The sequence below is a fragment of the Chloroflexota bacterium genome (genome assembly GCA_014360905.1).
Lineage (GTDB): Bacteria > Chloroflexota > Anaerolineae > UBA2200 > UBA2200 > JACIWX01.
This window is the reverse complement of sequence record JACIWW010000018.1, coordinates 1-18,722: the sequence shown is the minus strand read 5'-3', so window position 1 is coordinate 18,722 and position 18,722 is coordinate 1. Positions and strand designations below refer to the sequence as shown.

The window sequence follows — 18,722 nt, the reverse complement described above, 5'->3', positions numbered from 1 at the left end:
CAACTCAGTATACCCCATACTCTTGTAACGCCTCCCACATCGCGATGATATTTTGGGGAGGGACATCAGCCTGGATGTTGTGTATCGTATTGAAAACAAAACCACCACCAGGAGCAAATGCCTCGATATTTCGCCGCACATCGTCTTTTACTTCTTGTGGCGTACCTCTAGGTAGAACTCCCTGGGTATCCACACCGCCGCCCCAGAAAACGAGTTCCTTACCAAAGTCACGTTTGAGTGCAGCTGGTTCCATTCCCACTGCCCGAATATGTACAGGGTTAATGATCTCGACACCAACCTCGATAAAATCGGGTAACAATGATCGAACATTGCCACATGAATGAAAGAATCGTTTAGCATGCGGAGCCAGCTGCTTTACTCGATCAAACAAGATCTTTAGACGTGGCTTGAGCAGTTCGCGAAACATGCTCGGAGAAATCAATTGCGACGATTGTGTGCCGTAATCATCGAACTGGGCAACTACATCCACCACATCGGCCAAGACTGGCAACGCTACCTCCCAGAAAGACAATTTGAGTTCGAGCAGCTTGTCAAAGAGTGCGCTTGCCAGCTTCTTTTCCAAGGCCATGATAATCAGGCAGTTCTGCATCCCTACAATACGCTGTGCCATCTCAAAGATGCCAGCAAATGGGTCTTTGAGCACTACCGCATAGCCAGCAACACGGTAGCGCTCGGCCAATTCCCGCAGCCCCGCAATACGTCGCCGGTCGGCCATATCAGGCCAGGAGTGCCGTTCGATATCTTGCACAGATAGATCTGGATTGTCCAAAGGCACTTGAACAATAGTATAGTAGAGCCCGTCTGGCTTAGGCCTGCGGTAGGTTATGCCCCACTCGTCATGATAAATCCAATATGCACCCCTCTCCTCCTCATGGACATTCCAGTTATGGCTGTTGAGCGGGAATAATCCGCGTACATCCACGCCAAATCGTTCGACCAAATCGTCATCAGGGAGTGCCAACTGCTGGATATAGTCGCATAGCTCTACTTGAACTGGTGATAGCCCCAATGCCTGGCGCAGGTTGCGGTAGGCAACCACGTGGATGCCGCTTACTTGCGTGCTGCCCAGATCAAAGGGAACGCGATCTGGCTCTTGGTGACATAGAGCTGTTAGCAAACGCTCCCTAGAGCTTAACATGCGCCCTCCTTAAGCGCATCTTATTGTTCATCTACCAGTCTTTGCAGCACTTTACTACAGTAGATTAGCGCTCTCGGCAGATGGAAGGGGTCTTTCACCGGCAAAGCCACGGTCTCGGTGAACTTGTTCCCTTTTCGATCCAGCCTTTGGGTCCACTCCCCATACTTGGCAACAGGATAATGGGTAAAAGCATAGTTGTGCACTCGCTCGAACCATTCCAGGCACCAGGGCGCTCTCGCTATTTCGTAAGCGAGCAAAAGGGCATAAAGAGCTTCGGTGTGCGGCCACCAGAGCTTTGCATCAGCAAATTTCCACCATGGAGTCTGTCCCTCTGCATCTCGCGCTAGCAGAATGCCTCCATACTCTGAATCCCAACCCAATTCGATATGGCAGCGAAGTATCTCAATAGCCTGCCGAACTCGTTCGTCGTTGCCTTCACGCTGGTAGATGTGCATTACAAACCACATGCTTTCAATCGCATGCCCAGGTACAACACTGCGGCCCTGTGGTGAATCTATCAATGTATTGTCCAGAGAGACAAACTCGTAGAGCATCTTTCGCTCAGGTTGCCAGTACACTTCCATAATTTCGTTTGCATGAAAGAGGCTGGCATCAATAACCTCGCGGTCGTTCAAATAATGTCCTAATTCATTAAAAGCAAGAGCAAATAGCATGGACACACCATGCGCCTTGCCATGCTCGGGTAGCGGATAGGGAGCTGTGCCATACGCTCCTGGACAAGACAATCTGCGTTGCACACTTTCGTATGTTTCCAACGCCAGCGTGATCGCCTCCTGGTTCCCAGTAGCCTTAGCCAACTCAGTGAGCCCATAGATGGCAAATCCATCAGTGTAAATACTGATAGCTCCCTGCAAAGGCTCGCCGTTCTTACTGACCGCAAAAAGCCACTGCCCTTTTTGATCACGGCCATGCTTTTTGACAAAAGCGAAGATGTGTTTTGCTACGTCAAGCCACTCCGGTCTAGGCTCAATCATGTTATACAAGGCGGAGAAGGTCCAGATCGCTCGAAGTTGCGACCACATATATTTGTCCGTGGACAAGACCTGACCTTCATCGGAGATGCAGGTAGATATGCCTCCATATTCCCAGTCTACAGCGTATTTGAGCCAGAATGGCACAACGCGTTCAAGAAGTTCTGAGCGATACATCGCGAGCAAGTCGCAGAACCTGGCATGAATCATCATGTAATCAACCCTCCAGGGCAAAAGCTGCGTTAAACAGCATTTGGGTATACTTTCGCCGCCGAATCCACATCCAAGAACAAATGTGCGTGGGCTGTTTGACGCAGGATAGAAGCGGGACAAGCCTCACTCAGCGGGCCTCTCAAGGCTCTGTAAACGGCTTCGGCCTTGCGTGCTTCCGGCACAATTGCTAGCACCCGTTTGGCAGCCAATAGTGCGGGGATGGTTAGCGTGATAGCATGGGTTGGAACTTCCTGGATGGCAGCAAAATGCCCTTCCTTAACCTGTTGTTGCCGGGACACCTCATCCAGCTTTACTACTTTTACCCATACTGGGTCATTGAACTCAGCAAAGGGAGGGTCATTGAAGGCCAGATGACCATTCTCGCCAATCCCCAGGGCACACAAATCCGCTGGATATGCGCGCAACAGTTCTGCGTACTCTTTACATACTGCCTCCAAATAGCCCACTTGTCCTCGGATAGGATAAAAAGCTCTGACATTGATGTAATCAAGGAAATGCCGTTTCAGGAAGCCAGGAAAACTCGCCGGATGGTTGGGATCAATGCCCACATATTCATCCATATGGAAGACGTTAACTTTTGACCAATCAATCTCTTCCTTTCTTAATGCAGCCAGAAAGGTAAGCTGAGAATTGCCTGTGGCCAGAATGATATTGGCGCGCTGTCTCTCATCGATGGCCTGCTGAATAATCCCTGCTGCCTCTTCTGCTGCTGCCATACCCAATTCCTCATTGGTGCGGAAGATGCTAATAGGCAAGTTCTGTAGTTTCGTTTGATAAAGTGGTTTAGGGGACATACAGATCCTCCTCTAGAGTCAATCCTCCGTAATGAACTCACTGATGTAAATGTATTGCATTGTCTCACCTTCAGTCAGTTCAACCGAGTGGGCCGTGTCGCGTGGTATCACTGCGATCGTTGGGCCTTGTACGTGTGTTGTATGCTCTCCAATCTTTACTGTTCCGCTACCCGAGATGATCAGATAGACCTGATGAAAGTCAGCATGGCGGCGCGGCTTGGTATAAGTTGGTCCTTGCAGCGTGACCAACCCAATAGCCAGGCCAGGCACTACCCCAGGTCCTAAAAGCCTGCGGAACTCGACGTTCGGACCATCATCTTGATCATAAGTCGGACATTCCTCAAATTTTTTTAGATACAGTTCCATTGTCAACTCCTTTCTCCTTTTAATAAATTAGACTAGACTAATCAGCGAACCAAGCGTTTCAAGGCCAGACCTTGACCAAGCTGTCCCAAAAACTAAATGAGCAGGGTCTATGCTGCGTATACCCACTGCCCACCGATCATAGTACGCCAAGCCGTGAAATCCTCATCGAAGATAGCGAGATCGGCATCTTTGCCCACTGCAATGCTCCCTTTACGGTTATCAAAACCAATCACTCGCGCTGGTGTCAGCGTTGCCATCCGGATTGCTTCCACCAGCGGGATACCGACAGCTCGTACTAAGATGGGCACCATCTGGTTGATGAGCGTAGTACTGCCTGCAAACGCCGTGCGATCTAGCATCATGCCCACCCCGTCATGGACTTCATACTCCATATCTCCCATACGAAAACGAGTACCTTCTGGCATCCCTGCACCGCTAGTAGCATCTGAAATCACACATAAGCGATCAGCCCCAATGCATTTGTATGCGAGTTTCATCAAGGTGGGAGGCAAGTGCTTGCAATCCGAGATCATTTCCACAGTCAACCCATCAAAGACCAACGCTGCTTCCAAGAGGCCGGGCTTGCGCCAGGGGCCTTCGCGCACAGTGCTTGATTGCCCACTCCAGATATGGATGATGTGGCGCAGTCCAACCTGCATCGCTGCTAGCACATGTTCTTCCTTGGCAGAACTATGCCCCGCTGCTGGAACAATGCCTAGCGCTGCTATCTTCGCTGTGAGTTCTAGCGCTCCCGGCAACTCTGGCGCATAGGTCATGATTCTAATTACATCAGAGTGCCTCAGGAGAATATCAGGCGTGTCATCATCCGGAGTGCGGATGTTTTGCGGGTCTTGGGCACCTTTCTGTGCCAAGCTGAAATAGGGCCCTTCTAGATGGACGCCAAGCATTTGAGCGCCTTCATGCCGTGCATGCATCCAATGCCGACTGAACTCCAAACATTGCACCAGGTTTGGGATTGGTGCCGTCGATAGAGTTGCGAGCAACGAGGTAATACCGTGTCTCGCGTTCTCCTCGGTAATAGCAGAAAACGCCACTGCATCCGGTTCATTGAAAGTATGGCCCAATGCACCGTGCGTGTGAATATCGATGAGACCTGGTGCAATATAGCGCCCTCCCACATCGATCCTTTCTATATCAACGCCCAGAGAGTCGATATCGGCAAGGCCTGCGATCTTCTTTCCTTCCACGACAACTGCCTTGTCAGTCACGATTTCCTGGGGCAGAATCACCTGTCCATTACACAGTGCAAACCGTCCCTTTGGCTGCTCTATCCCTTGGCCCATCATTTTGATCCTCCTCTCAAATCCGTTGTTAAGACATCCGTTGGGACATTTGATTGAGGCGGACCCTGACCAGGTTATTCCGGAGTTTCGCAGTCAGAATCCGCATAGGTGTGTCAATGTACGCGAAGAATGCTTTGAATCCCTCGCACAAGTAATTCAACCCTGGCTCACCGTCAGGCGTGCGGATAAAGCGATCCTTAGGGCAGCCACCATTACAAACAAAACGCACTTTACACCCACGACAATAGCGTGGCAGCGTAGTACGCTTGGCCTGTCCGAATTGCCATTGTCGCTCCGAGCCCACCATTTCAAGCAGGGGAACCCGCTGAATGTTGCCCAGAAGGTGCGTGGGTTCTACAAAATGATCGCATGCATAGAGATCACCATTATGCTCCAAGGCCATAGCCATACCGCACGTTTTCCCAAAAACGCACAGGCCAGGCTGTTCACCTAGCCAAGCAGCCAGTGCCACATCAAAAATCTGCACGGAGACACGACCGATATCTTGACGTATCCATTCGTCAAAGATAGCGATAAGAAAGTCTCCATATTGCCGCCCTCCTACCGAGTACCCAGTAACCCGAACGTTTTCCTGGCCATCTAGGGCATTCATTCGTGCGACGATGGGAATGAACTGAATGAACTTAGCGCCCACTTCATCCCGCAGAAAGCGGTATACCTCCAACGGATGCGCAGCGTTAGCCGCATGGACAGCGGCCAAGATATTGAACTCCACGCCGTACTGTTTTAGCAGCGCCAACCCATTCATTACGCGATCGAAAGTCGGAGCATCCCTCTTGTCACGCCGATAAGCATCATGAAGTTCGCGAGGGCCGTCCAGGCTCACGCCAATCAGAAAGTTATGTTCTCGAAAAAAGCGACACCACTCACGGGTCAGGGTGGTACCGTTAGTTTGCAGCGTGTTACAAACGCGCATCCCTGGCTTGCGGTATTTTTTCTGCAAAGTCACAGCCAGGCGAAAGAAATCTAGCCCCATTAGAGTCGGCTCGCCTCCCTGCCAGGCAAAGGTCACCTCGGGAACGCTTTGCGCCTGGATATACTGGCGGGTAAAGAGCTCTAACATTTCGGTGGTCATCCGAAAACGACTCTCAGGGTAAAGCATCTCTTTAGATAGATAATAACAATAACTACAATGTAGATTGCAGAGCGCACCACGGGGCTTCACCATGACATGGAAAGCTGGGGGTAGCACCGACGGCGCAACGGTAGCTACTGACCCCTTTCGCTGATTCACACTATAACCTCGCTGTGCGTCTATCAGTTTATATACAATATTCATATATATGTTATACAGTCTCTCCCGCCACAAAACACTATAGTTTCTAAGCAATTGGCCAGTTACAGTGGCTCTTCACCAAAATCTCTTGTGCGTACAATACCAAAACGGAACTCCTCCTTCAGGGGGTTGTGAGGTGGGAACTTGGCCCACACACAGCCAGAGCCAACTTTTGTCGCATCCGCGGGTAGGACTGGCCCTCGCAAAATTGGGTCATCAACCTCTCTCTCCCATGAGGAGAGACGGTTGGCCAGCTCCTCCTTCAGCGGTTGATATGCGGCATCTTCTGCCAGGTTATTCTGCTCCCAGGGATCTGCTTGCAGATCATATAGTTCCTCTTCTGGGCGCGCATGAGCAAAGTGCTTGTTGATGAATGCTTCGCCATATCGCTGAACGCAGGGACCTCCGATCTGCACCGGCCAGCCAGGCAAGAAGTTACGTATATATTTGAACTGACTTGTTCGTATACAGCGCATTGGATCATATTCACCCCCATGCCAAGTCATCTCTGCAAAAATTGCACCTCGGGCCTCGTATGGCTCACCCCTCAAGAGTTTGAGCATTGAATGACCCTGGACATTGGGGGGAATAGGCACATTGGCTACTTCCAATAGAGTAGGCAATATGTCTACATGGCTGGTCAGGGCTCGTACTCGAGTGCCAGGCTGTATAACGCCAGGATACTTAAAAACGAGCGCCACTTTCAGTCCTGGATCGTACAGTGTCATTTTAGCGCGAGGGAATTCAGGCCCATGATCAGTAGTGAAGTAAACGAGCGTGTTATCCTCCAGACCGACTTCTCGGAGCGTCTGCAATACCCGTCCTGTGGACGCGTCTGCCTTGTGAATGCATTCATAGAATGAAGCCAAGTCCTTACGCACGACAGGCTCATCTGGCAAGAAAGCAGGGACATTGAGTTGTTTAGCAACCTCAGCATCATACTTCGTACCAAATGGACGATGCACATCGAAGAAGCCAATCGATAGAAAAAAGGGTTGACAAGCTGCTGCGCGGCATTTGAGGAACTCCATCGCTCGATTAGCCACTGATTCAGCGTCCGTCTCTAAACTGAGCCCAACTGCGTTGGCGAGCTCGGTCCAACTCTCGTTATACGTCAGTTCCGCCACATTATCCCGCTCATGCTGGAAACCAATGAGAAACGTCTGATAGCCAACCCGGCGTAGGATAAGCGGCAAATCTTCCTCGCCTTCTTTATAACGCCAACCCCGGTGAGTCAGGCCAAGAATTCCATGAGATTGGGGATAACGGCCAGTCTTAATAGAGGCGCGGCTGGGAGAGCACTGAGGGGCAGGGCAAAAATGGTTCTCAAATACTGCCCCCTCGTCCGCTAGCGCCTGCAAGCAAGGAGAGGACAAATCAGGTCGGTTGTAGCAGGATAGCCAGTCTCCAAGATCATGCCAGATGAGTTCAATAATATTGGGCCTTTCTATCATATTGAGTTTGCCCTTCTATCGTTTCTTGTCAGCCTTTCCAAGGTCTCAATAGCAACAATTAAACCCCGTGGCAAGTGAAACGGATCCTTGACCGGCAAAGCGATCACTTCATCGATCTTGTTGCCCTGACGATCCAGTTTTTGCGTCCATTCACCATGCTCTTTATCCGGGAAATGAGCAAAAGCCCAATTATGAATTTTCCAATACCATTCAAGGCACCATTCGTCGCGCACCTGCTCGTAGGCGAGCAGTGTGCCACAGAGCGCCTCCGTGAAAGGCCACCATAGCTTCTTATCGGCGTGCTTCCAATAAGGAAGCTCCTTACCCTCTACATCTATACCTAGAAACAATCCCCCATAGAGAGGGTCCCACCCTTTTTCAAGGCAGGGGCGCATTGCTTCCGCAGCATAATGTGCCCTAGCAGTATCACCAACGCGTGTAAAGTTGTGAATCTGAAACCAGAGGCTCTCAATGGCATGCCCTGGCACCATTACTCGCCCGGCTGGTGTATCCCACACACTATTATCCATACCAAGATATTCTAACAATACCCCACGGTCAGCGCGATAAAAATGATCCAGCACTTCTCGCCCGTACCTCAAGCCCTCTTCAAGAAAGGAGTCATCTCGCAATTCATGTCCAAGCTCCGAGAACATCAATGAAAACTGCATGGCTTCTCGATGGGCCTTCATTCCCGATGGAGTCGTATAGGGTGCTGTCTTGTAGCTTCCGGGATGCGCGAGTCGTTCGCGGCAGGAAACAGCCGTTTCGCGAGCAATTGCCAAAGCTTCCTCATCTCCAGTCATACGAAAATATTCAATGAAACCGTAAATAGCAAAGGCATCTGTAGCGATGCTGTTTTCTCCAACCAGAACATTGCCCACTTCGTCCACGACAAAGACCCAATATCCATTGGCATCACGGCCATAACGTTTCAAGAAGTGATATTGATTCATGGCGGCACGTCGCCATACATCTTTAATCTCCTCCCTAATGGAGTACTTGTTTGTGATCCGATTGACCAAAGCAGAAAAAGTCCAAAGCGCCCGGGCGTTCGACCAGATGTATTTGTCGCGGCTCAGAATAGAACCGTCATCAGCTAGACAGGTCCACATCCCTCCGTTTTTCCAGTCCAGGCTATAGCGAATCCAGAAAGGCATTACCTCTTCTGTTAAGTGATGGAGGAGAAACGCGTGTAGTTCTTGCAGATTCATCTTTCCAAACCTTCCTTTAGTTGCGATTTTCATTACACCAGATAGGAGAAGACCAAGCCAAATGGCCGTTCTTCTGCACTACTTTGATAAAATAGAAATCTTTATCTCCTGGATTAGGATCAACAAACTCTGATACTAGGGAGACCTTATCCTTCTCAATGACAGGCCCAATGCGCACCTTAGGAGCCAAAAAACTGTCAAACACCGACAATGACACATTGTTGTCCCGTAATTGATTCAGTACCACATCACAGGATACTCGAAACGCTCCTCCTTTCGGATGCTGTCCAAAAATGACGAGTGCCAGTTGGCATTCCTGACTAGCTTCCACCTCAAGAACTACCGAGTTGGTCGGCAATGGGTTCATTCTAGACGTATAAGACTCGACGATGAAGTGAGTCGCGTCCAGCACATGCATCAAATTGACACGATCAGTCGAAGCTCCACCGCCAGCGAGACAAGGTATCATGCGCATTAGCCGACCGCCCTGAAGTTCGCCTTGGATTTCCCAAGTAGTGAGATGTACAGAGGACAGAGCATCCCAGCCCCATTCAAGGCGCAACAAGTGCTGTGTGCTACCTGTAATATTCGAACGATCACCCCACCAGCGTGCAAGTGCGTAGCCATTTTTGTTCAGCTCCACGTAATCAATCTCATCCAGTGCCTCGATTTCGAGCCTTATCTCCCTGGAGACGCTAGCAGGTAACACATCACCCATTATGCCGGTGCCTAGAGCAAACCATATCTTGATCCGATCTCCAGTGATAGCATAACTATGTCGACGGCGCAATGCATCAAAAATGGCCTGCCTGGTCAGTTGGGATGCCCAGACTCCAGTTAACCCCTCAGCGTAGCTCCCTGGATAGCCAAAATGATTATCTGTTCCGGCTGTAAATCCAATTATGCGACCGATTTTCAGCTGCTCGATCACCGTCTGTGACCGGTTGCTCCCTCCCATCGAATGAGCATACATGCCCCAATACGATGGTGTTTCAAAAGAGTTGCCATGTTCCGAATAGATTTCACACACTGGGGATATCTGCTCATCGTGTTCGGCCCACTTGGTACCACGCCACCCCTGCTTGTATGCTGAATGATGTGGAATTGCCAGTGCTCCGTTTTCCCGCGCAAATTTCAGCAGGCTAGCTAAATCAGGAGCATGAAAGAGCTGCCCAAAAGAGTCAGGGAAAATAATGTGATAGTCTCCCCAGTTTAGCGAATGCCATTCATAGCCGATGTAGCTTACAAAGGTTCCATCCCGATTGGCAGCATTAGCCTGTGCTATCACTTCTGGCCAATGTTCTTGCACACGCTCAAAAGCTTCTCGATGCGCTTTACAAAGTGCCTCATCCTGTTCTGGCATATCAGGCCACCAGCCATGCGGTGTAAAGGCATAGAAATCCAGGGTATTCTGGGCCAAACGATAAGAACGCTCCAGCGACCCTCGACCATAGCCAATTTCATTGTGATTATGGATATCCCCCCAATACAGTGTCAATGGCTCGGTCATATGGCTACATTCGATTGACGCATCTGTCCAGACTGAAATCGGTAAGGTCTAGTTCATCGGCCCGGTGACAACTGACCCAGTGTTCTGGAGCGATCTCCCTCAGAGTTGGCACTTCCATTTGGCAGAGGTCAATAACAAACGGACAGCGCGGGTGAAAATAGCAGCCTGAAGGTGGGTTAGCCGGGCTTGGCACTTCTCCCTGCAATTCAATTTTGCCCATCCGTCGATGCGGGTCCGGTGTAGGCACTGCTGCCAGCAGTACTGCAGTATAGGGATGTTTGGGACACTGGAATAACTCTTGAGTTCGCGCAGTTTCTACTATCTTGCCCACATACATCACGACAACCCGGTGGCTGATGTGCTTGATAACGCTTAGGTTATGAGCAATAAATAGATAGGTCAGGTGTAATCGATTCTGTAGCTCCAACATCAAGTTCAGGATTTGTGCTTGAACAGACACATCCAAAGCAGAGACTGGCTCGTCTGCAACCACCAACCGCGGATTCAGCGCCAGTGCACGAGCAATACCTATGCGCTGCCGCTGCCCACCACTGAACGCGTGAGGGAAACGCTGCATGTATTCAGGACGCATCTCAACCAGGCGTAACAATTCTGCGACGCGTTCAGCACGTTCTTTACGATCTTTCATGCCGTTGACCAAGAGCGGCTCGCCAACGATATCAAAAAGCGTCATGCGCGGATTGAGCGAACCATAAGGGTCCTGAAAAATCATCTGTATCTGCGGACGAAATGGGCGTAGTTCTTGACGGGATAGACACGCTAAATCTACAAATTGATCGTCTTTCGTGCGAAAGAGGATCTGTCCACTCGTTGGAGTAAGCGCCCGCAGGATACAACGCGCTGTTGTCGTTTTGCCACAACCGCTTTCGCCGACCAGGCCGAGCGTTTCGCCTTCGTTAATGAAAAAGCTAACATCATCGACTGCTCGTACATATCCAATCACTCGCCTGAAAAACCCCTTCTGAATTGGAAAGAACTTGGACAAATTCTTGACCTCTAGCAATACCCGTTTTCTAGCTGGCGCAATGTCTGTCACTCTTGTCCCTCCGTCTCAGAATAACGGAAGCAACGCACCGCTTGTCGGTTGCCAGTAAACTGAAGAGGCGGGATCTGCTGATCGCAGATGCCGGGTTCACATTGTCGGCAACGCGGATGAAAGGGACATCCCGAAGGCCGATTGAAAGGATGTGGTATGGATCCGCTGATGGAAGGAAGCCGCGCCCGTGGGATGGACTGAATACTCGGAATGGAACGCAGAAGAGCTTGTGTATAGGGGTGCTTTGGCGCATGAAAAATTTGGTCTACCGGCCCCTCTTCCATAATTAATCCCAAATACATCACTTGAACATAGTGCGCCATCTGTGCAATTACACCCAGATCATGGGTGATGAAAATAACGGCAGTATTGCGTTGTTCCTGCAAGTCACGCAGGAGTTGCAGAATCTGCGCTTGTGTCGTTACATCAATTGCTGTCGTCGGTTCATCCGCAATCAATAGCCGTGGATGACATGAGAGTGCCATAGCGATCATAGCGCGTTGCCGCAGACCGCCACTCAACTGCCAGGCATATTCGTGAAGACGCTGTTCTGGCATTGGGATGCCTACACTACGAAACATCTCAACAGCGATCTGGCTAGCCTCGCGTTTGCTCACTGCTTGATGGAGCATAATGGCTTCTATGATCTGCTCGCCCACTGTGTGCACCGGACTAAAAGCAGCTTGTGGTTCTTGTGGGATGAGTGCAATCTCTGCCCCACGGATATCGCGCATTTCCTTGCCGTTTGGATCCAACGTAGCCAAATCAACCACTTCATTATCACCTGTTTGTCCCCGCTGCGAAGCTTGGCGCCGAAGGAAGATCTGCCCTTCGACAATGCGTCCCGGCGGTTCCAGGATGCGCAGGACCGCCTTCATGGCGACGCTTTTGCCGCAGCCGCTTTCGCCCACGATCCCCAAGACCTGACCAGGAAAAACGTCAAAGCTCACACCATCGACTGCCTTGACCGTCCCCTCATCGAGGAAAAAGTGAACTTTCAGATCGCGTACTGCTAACAATGGTTTCGCTTGGTTTTCCATGAATTTCCGTGCTGTCGTGACGTGAGTATCTTTAGTCATAAAACCTCAATACATTCAAGTTCTAATGACCGTAGGGATCAGCCGCATCTCGCAGACCATCGCCTACGAGGTTCCATGCTAGCACACTAACAATCACCACCACGCCTGGCAAAAGAAGCCAGGGGGCGTGTGCAATGGTCTGGATATTCTGCGCTTCCTGTAACAAGACGCCCCAACTGATCGCAGGGGGGCGTATGCCTAGGCCGAGGAAACTCAACGATGTTTCACTGATGATCATCACTGGAATGGCCAACGTGCTGGTAGCAATAATATGGCTCATAAATGCTGGAACCATATGGCGTGTGATAATGCGCATCTGGCTACATCCAGCCAATTCAGCAGCCAGGACAAAATCTTCCTCACGCAGAGCCAGAAATCGCCCACGCACCTCTCGACCCAGCGTAGTCCAGCCGACAAAAGCCAGGATGAGCGTGATGGTAAAGAATACTCGATCTGACGGCCAATCCCTTGGCATGGCAGCGGTCATCGCCAACCAAATCGGAATTGTCGGCAGCGACTGCAATATCTCGATCAACCGCTGGATGATCAAATCGGGCAACCCGCCAAAATAGCCAGAAATACCACCCAGTATTACTCCTAGGATCACGCTCAAAACAACGGATACCAGCCCAACCGTCATCGAGGTCCGCGTGCCATGCATGAGACGTGACCACTGGTCGCGCCCTAACCGATCAGTGCCCAAAGGATAGAGCCTGTCTTCAGGGTTGCCACTGGCAGGACCCAGCAAATGGATATCGGTCTGGAATCGTCCAAAGATCTTATAGGGATATCCTCTTACGAAGAGTCCCACCGGTATTTTCTTGGTTTCATCCACTTCCCATTCCATGCGCAATGTGACAGGATTACGTCTGCCTACTACTGCAGGAACCCATGGTCGGAAGCGGGTGCCATCAAAGAGACGAATGCCCTGCATGGGGATGAATGCTAAGCGTGCATCGGCTAGTTCTGGTTGCACAATACTGAAAAAATCGGGGAACAGAACGATCACATACAAGAAAAGGAGCACCACTGCACTGAAAACAGCCAGGCGATGCTTCTTGAAACGCCACCACACCAGTTTCCAGTTTGGTGCCACCGAGATACGCTCTGCAGCTTCACTAGTAACAAATTCGTTGAGCAAAGAAGTTTCGTCCACCATAGAATTCCCTCTGCAGGGCTTGTTTTCTTCAACCATTGTCTCACGAGCCTTCCATGCGGATGCGCGGGTCTAAGAGTGCGAGCAGGATATCTGAGAGCAAAGTTCCGAGAATAGCGAGGAAACAATAGATCAACAGGATACTGCCAGCTAAGTACATATCTTGGCTAATCAGCGCTCGCAGCAGCAATGGACCAATGTTGGGCAGGTTCATCACGGTAGCAACGATCAAACTACCGGAGAACAACTGAGGCAGATACCAACCGATGGTGCTAACCAGCGGATTAAGCGCTAACCGCACGGGATACTTCAGTACCAGTTTCCATTCCGATAGACCTTTGGCACGCGCAGCTACCACGTAGGGCTTGTTCAGTTCATCAAGCAGATTGGCCCGCATCACGCGGGTGAGCCTAGCCGTACCTCCAATACCAAGGACAATCATGGGCACCCAAATGTGCTTGAGCAAGTCCGTTACACGGGCCCAACTCCAAGGCGCATCGACAAACTGGGGAGAAAACAGGCCGGTGACGCTCATGCCAAAGCGGGAAAACGCGATCCACATCAGGATCAGGGCCAGCATGAAATTCGGTGTCGCAACACCAATGTAGTTCAAAACGGCAAATACGTAGTCAAGCAGGGAGTGTTGATGGGTGGCCGCATAGATACCCGCCGGAATAGCGACAAGCCATGTAAAACCAAAAGAGAAAGCGGCTAGCACCACGGTCAACACCAGCCTATCCCCAATCAGTTCTTTATTCGGCCGCTGGAACTCGAGCGATAGACCCAAATTGCCTTGCAGAATATTCCACATCCATCTACCGTACTGCACGTAGAAAGGCTTATCAAGGCCGTAAGTTCTCCTCAGTGCATCTAATTGCGCTTGGTCAATAGATGATCCAGAAGAAGCAAGAATCGCCGCATAATTGGTTAAAAAGTCTCCCGGTGGTGCTTGCACCAGTGCAAAGACAAGGACGGAAAAAATGAACACCAGCAATGGCAACAGCAAAAGTCGTTGCAGAATATATCTGAACATTAGATTACCTCTCACCTCACAGAACAGTTGGAAAAGATAGCACGGAGACGCAGGATCCCTGCGTCTCCGTGTTGCCAATCATCTTGCCCTTGCTACTTATTGTTTAAAGAAGAACTGCTCAGTCCGGGCGTTGCCGGGTGTGCGCAAGGGCCAGTCGTTGCCCAGGGTGGTAGGTACATTGCGGAAATTGTTGCTGACCACTACCACTCCTTGAACCATAGGCGTCAAGCCAATAGTGCCGACCTTCCAGCAGTTGTCAACCCAGTATTTGAACAGCTCTTGAGCGGGCTTGACCTGCTCTTCAGGCGGAAGCAGCTCAGCGGAGTCGATAATTTCCACGATCTTCTTCACCTCTGGTGGAGGCTCAACACCTTCCTTGCCGTCGGTCGCGTACCAGCGCTGGTAGAGTGGGCCAAAGGCTGGCTGCGGATAATCACGGGGATCAAACTTGGAGTTGCCAGTGAAGGGGAAACCGGTGGTATCATCGTTCCACATCTCGACTTGCAATTCGTTGTTATCACGCATCTGCCAGGTCAACGCACGCTCCCTGATTTGGACAATGGTCTTGATACCCACTTGCTCCCAGTCCCTAGCGATCAATTGTGCCACATCGGGCCAAGGACCAAAGGCTGGCGTCACGTTGATTTCCAGGATAACCCGCTTGCCGCTCGGCAGCAATCGGAAGCCCTCTGCATCCTTCTTGGTGAGACCAATGCTATCCAGCAGCCTGTTAGCTTCATCGGGCCTGTACTCTGTGTACTTCTTAGCCCACTCATCGCCAGGATAGTACGGATGCCAAGGTGCAGGAACACACTGCCGAGGTTCACCCAACCCCAGGAAGACCGACTCTTTGATTTGCTCTCGGTTAATGGCATAGGAGAGAGCAATGCGGAAATCCTTTGTGCGCAGCAGTGTAGCGATTTCCGGATCCGCGTCATAGGTTTGGTTAAACCATACGGCCGCATCGGAACCGCCGAACGTTGGCCAGGTGATCACTCGATATTTACCCTTCGCCTCGTTCTCCTTTAGCACTGGGTAATTGGCCATGTTGATATGCCGTGCCTGTAGATCGAACTCACCAGCGATGGCGGCCAGGTTCAGGGCCTGCGCGTCAGCGAAGAAAGTGAACCGCACCTCATCGATGTAAGGCAGTTGATTCCCAGCCGGGTCTACGCCAATGTAATACGGGTTGCGCTTCAAAACAAGTACGGGGTCGCTGACGCGGGTTGTCGGCACCCAGGCAGCCATCGTGGGCCGCTCTGGGTTCTCAGGTGGAGCATTCTTGGCAGCAAACATCTCGGCCCAGGTGTTAAAGCCCTCTGCCTTCACGATCTTGTCAATTTCTTCCTGGGGGGTGTACTTGGGATGGAACTGTTTCAGATAGTGTGCGGGCAAGAAGACCGCATAGGTCCGGTCTCCTCCATCCTTGTTGGCCAACTCCGTCAGGAAGAAACCATTGGGTTGCTTATAGACCCAACGCACGGTGTAGTCGTCCACCTTCTCGACCAATGCGGGCGAGCCGTCCTTATTCTTCATCCAGCCTGGAAGGGAAGGAGTGAGGTCCGTGTTGAGGAGCACATCGTTGTACCAGAACATGATGTCATCGGCGGTCATAGGCGCACCATCTGACCACTTGGCCCCTTTGCGTAGCTTGATGGTCCATGTGGTCAGGTCCTGAGAGACCTCCCACCCTTCAGCGATCTTGGGTTCTATCGAGCCACCATCGGGCGAGAAACGCACTAGTGAATCATACACCACACGGACGTAGTTGTTGGCATCCGCAGGGCCAAGGAACGCGCGTCGCCACACACCACCATATTGGCCGATTTCTTCCACTACGGGGACAACTAAAGGATTCTCTGGTAGACGCTGCTCAACCGGAGGCAACTTGCCTGCCTTGACCAGCTCGGCTAACATCGGTGCCTCGTTGTATTTCACGGGCACAGGCGTGGGGGTCGCCGGAACAGGAGTGGGTTGCGCTGGCACAGGTGTCGGTGGCATAGGCGTAGGTGTGGGTGTTGGTTGGGGAGCACAAGCGCCAAGCGTCAAAGAAAGCACCAATACCCCCGTCAACAGCGACGTCCATAAATATCCTCTTCCTTTGAGAAACATCTCTATCCCTCCTTTGTTACTCTATTTTTGGTTGACAATGAGATGTAACACACCGTTTCTCCACCCGCTCTCGAGGATTCTGTATAGTATCTCCGCTGTCTCACCTCCTTTTTCATATTTAGAGCGCTCTGACCGAACAGGAACTAGCATTTCGAATCTGCGCAAAATCCCAGCCCATTTGCTCACAGAGTCGCTGCACATGACTGTCCCAAGTTGGTTCATCCGCAGGTTTGCCAGAAATGAAACAGTCCACACTTAAATAACGAAGTGGTTGCTCGCCATCGCAGCGGGTGCTGTGGAATGTGTGGCACGGGATATACACAAGATCACCAGATTTGATGGCATAGTACTGTGGATTATCGCTGCCAATCTGTAGTATGCCAGTCCCTTCAAGTACATAGAAGATCTGCTCTACGTCATGGTGGACGTGTAGCGGCGCTGCAGTGCCCGGTTCCACAATGACGAAGAATGCTTCAGCAGCGTCTGATTCTGCACGGTCGAGGATCAGGTCGTTGATATGAGTTGGAAAACGATAACGTGTTATGAATGCCGGACCATAAACATAATTTCGTTTGGACATAGATGCCCTTTCTTTGGCCCTCATTCAGGATAAACTAATCTTTACTCCTTACGGTGCGCTAGCACGAACGACCAGTTCTGGTTGCAGTACGACCTCCTCGCATCCTGAGAAGCGACCCGATATCAGATCCAGCAACAAACGCATCGCTCGACTGCCCAGTTCATAGCGGGGCGCACGGCAAGTAGTCAAAGATGGGGTAACCAGAGCAGCCAGTGGGATATCATCGGCGCCTACAACTGCCAGGTCATGTGGCACTCTTCGCCCCAGGTCAGCGCTAGCCCGTAGCGCACCGATTGCGACCAAGTCATTATAACAGAAAAGGGCAGTCATTTCTGGAAATTTGGTAAGCAGCTCTCGAGCTGCTTTTCGCCCCCCCTCCACCGTGGGGGAACAGTGCGGCATCCAATCAGGACGACAGGATAGTCCAGCCAGTGCCAAGGCGGAACAGTAGCCTTTAAGCCGCAAACGACCACTGCGCGAAACAGGTGGGCCGGCTAGGAAACCAATCGCTTGATGGCCAGATTGCAATAGATGCTGTGTCGCCATCCGACCACCAGCTTCATCATCTACCAGCACTGCGCTCACATTGTCCCCTTCCAAGCGCCTATTGACCAGGACAACCGCCGAGTGATGGACTAGGGCTGCGCGCAATTCTGCATCCTCGAGCCTCGAGCTGCATAGCACAATACCATCCACCCGTTTCTCTTCCAGCGAGCGCAATACCGCTACTTCTCTGGCGAGGTCTTCGTCTGTGTTGCACAGAAAGACATTGTATCCCTCAGCATAGGCCACGTGCTCTGCTCCGCGCGCTACTTCGGAGAAAAAGGGATTAGCCACATCAGGCACTACCAGACCGATCGTACCTGTGTGCTTGGTGGCCAATCCACGCGCAATGCTATCAGGCCGATAGCCCAGACGTTCAGCAATTTCAAGCACCCGTTGGCGGGTGGCTGGACTTACATCAGGTTTGCGATTGATCGCTCGCGAGACGGTCATCACAGAAACGCCAGCTTGTCTCGCGACATCGGTCATCGTCACGCGCTGGGACAACAGAAGGTCTCTCCCAAGATTTTTGTTAACGCTAACGGTAGCGTTAACAACAATATAGCATGAATTCCATGCTTTGTCAAATGGTCCTTGCCTCCGTCGTAACTGTTCAGATTTGAGGTAAGAAATTTCAGCTTCGAGGTTAAGGGCCTTGAGCAAGCATACTGAAGCACTGCGTAAGGGGATTGAGCCCACGTGCTTTCCACGTCTCAAAGAGACTGGCCAGGGCCAACGTGATCCTGCTACCGCGGCTACTCCGCGTACCCCCGCTGATCTTGCGCGCTACCACCAGCGGACGAAGGCTCCGTTCGGCCAGATTGTTGTCCGCACTCAG

Annotated in this window: 17 protein-coding genes; all 17 read right to left on the bottom strand. The window is 51.2% G+C overall.

Annotated features, from left to right (window positions below):
• Window positions 1–4: 4 nt before the first annotated feature.
• On the bottom strand, window positions 5–1,159 hold the full coding sequence (locus H5T67_08525; GenBank protein ID MBC7245364.1) for a hypothetical protein: 1,155 nt from the start codon (window positions 1,157–1,159) through the stop codon (window positions 5–7).
• Between the two features lie 20 nt (window positions 1,160–1,179).
• The gene (locus H5T67_08520; protein ID MBC7245363.1) at window positions 1,180–2,364 is read right to left on the bottom strand and encodes an AGE family epimerase/isomerase; all 1,185 of its coding nucleotides are present in this window, start codon (window positions 2,362–2,364) and stop codon (window positions 1,180–1,182) included.
• Between the two features lie 29 nt (window positions 2,365–2,393).
• Window positions 2,394–3,179, bottom strand: a complete 786-nt coding sequence (locus tag H5T67_08515) for a glucosamine-6-phosphate deaminase (protein MBC7245362.1) — start codon at window positions 3,177–3,179, stop codon at window positions 2,394–2,396.
• An 18-nt stretch (window positions 3,180–3,197) separates the two neighbouring features.
• Complete coding sequence (locus H5T67_08510; GenBank protein MBC7245361.1) at window positions 3,198–3,545, bottom strand: AraC family ligand binding domain-containing protein; 348 nt, start codon at window positions 3,543–3,545, stop codon at window positions 3,198–3,200.
• A gap of 107 nt (window positions 3,546–3,652) precedes the next feature.
• Complete coding sequence (gene nagA, locus H5T67_08505; GenBank protein ID MBC7245360.1) at window positions 3,653–4,852, bottom strand: N-acetylglucosamine-6-phosphate deacetylase; 1,200 nt, start codon at window positions 4,850–4,852, stop codon at window positions 3,653–3,655.
• A 25-nt stretch (window positions 4,853–4,877) separates the two neighbouring features.
• Window positions 4,878–6,149, bottom strand: coding sequence for an anaerobic sulfatase maturase (locus H5T67_08500; protein MBC7245359.1), 1,272 nt, complete (start codon window positions 6,147–6,149; stop codon window positions 4,878–4,880).
• Window positions 6,150–6,208: 59 nt separating this feature from the next.
• Complete coding sequence (locus H5T67_08495; protein MBC7245358.1) at window positions 6,209–7,600, bottom strand: sulfatase; 1,392 nt, start codon at window positions 7,598–7,600, stop codon at window positions 6,209–6,211.
• A complete protein-coding gene (locus H5T67_08490) occupies window positions 7,597–8,814 on the bottom strand; it encodes an AGE family epimerase/isomerase (protein MBC7245357.1) in 1,218 nt (405 codons plus the stop codon). Before H5T67_08490 ends, H5T67_08495 begins: the two co-directional genes overlap by 4 nt.
• A gap of 16 nt (window positions 8,815–8,830) precedes the next feature.
• Window positions 8,831–10,324, bottom strand: a complete 1,494-nt coding sequence (locus H5T67_08485; protein ID MBC7245356.1) for a DUF3604 domain-containing protein — start codon at window positions 10,322–10,324, stop codon at window positions 8,831–8,833.
• A gap of 4 nt (window positions 10,325–10,328) precedes the next feature.
• Window positions 10,329–11,381, bottom strand: a complete 1,053-nt coding sequence (locus H5T67_08480) for an ATP-binding cassette domain-containing protein (GenBank protein MBC7245355.1) — start codon at window positions 11,379–11,381, stop codon at window positions 10,329–10,331.
• On the bottom strand, window positions 11,378–12,421 hold the full coding sequence (locus tag H5T67_08475) for an ABC transporter ATP-binding protein (GenBank protein MBC7245354.1): 1,044 nt from the start codon (window positions 12,419–12,421) through the stop codon (window positions 11,378–11,380). The genes H5T67_08480 and H5T67_08475 overlap by 4 nt, the downstream gene beginning before the upstream one ends.
• Window positions 12,422–12,482: 61 nt before the next feature.
• Entirely contained in the window at window positions 12,483–13,619 is a 1,137-nt protein-coding gene (locus H5T67_08470; GenBank protein MBC7245353.1) for an ABC transporter permease, read from the bottom strand.
• A 40-nt stretch (window positions 13,620–13,659) separates the two neighbouring features.
• Entirely contained in the window at window positions 13,660–14,649 is a 990-nt protein-coding gene (locus H5T67_08465; protein ID MBC7245352.1) for an ABC transporter permease, read from the bottom strand.
• 96 nt (window positions 14,650–14,745) lie between these two features.
• Window positions 14,746–16,761, bottom strand: coding sequence for an ABC transporter substrate-binding protein (locus H5T67_08460; protein MBC7245351.1), 2,016 nt, complete (start codon window positions 16,759–16,761; stop codon window positions 14,746–14,748).
• Window positions 16,762–16,879: 118 nt separating this feature from the next.
• Complete coding sequence (locus tag H5T67_08455; GenBank protein ID MBC7245350.1) at window positions 16,880–17,341, bottom strand: cupin domain-containing protein; 462 nt, start codon at window positions 17,339–17,341, stop codon at window positions 16,880–16,882.
• Window positions 17,342–17,389: 48 nt separating this feature from the next.
• Window positions 17,390–18,391, bottom strand: coding sequence for a LacI family DNA-binding transcriptional regulator (locus tag H5T67_08450; protein MBC7245349.1), 1,002 nt, complete (start codon window positions 18,389–18,391; stop codon window positions 17,390–17,392).
• Window positions 18,392–18,530: 139 nt separating this feature from the next.
• Window positions 18,531–18,722 (bottom strand): transposase (locus tag H5T67_08445; GenBank protein ID MBC7245348.1); only part of this gene is annotated, 192 nt, incomplete at its 5' end.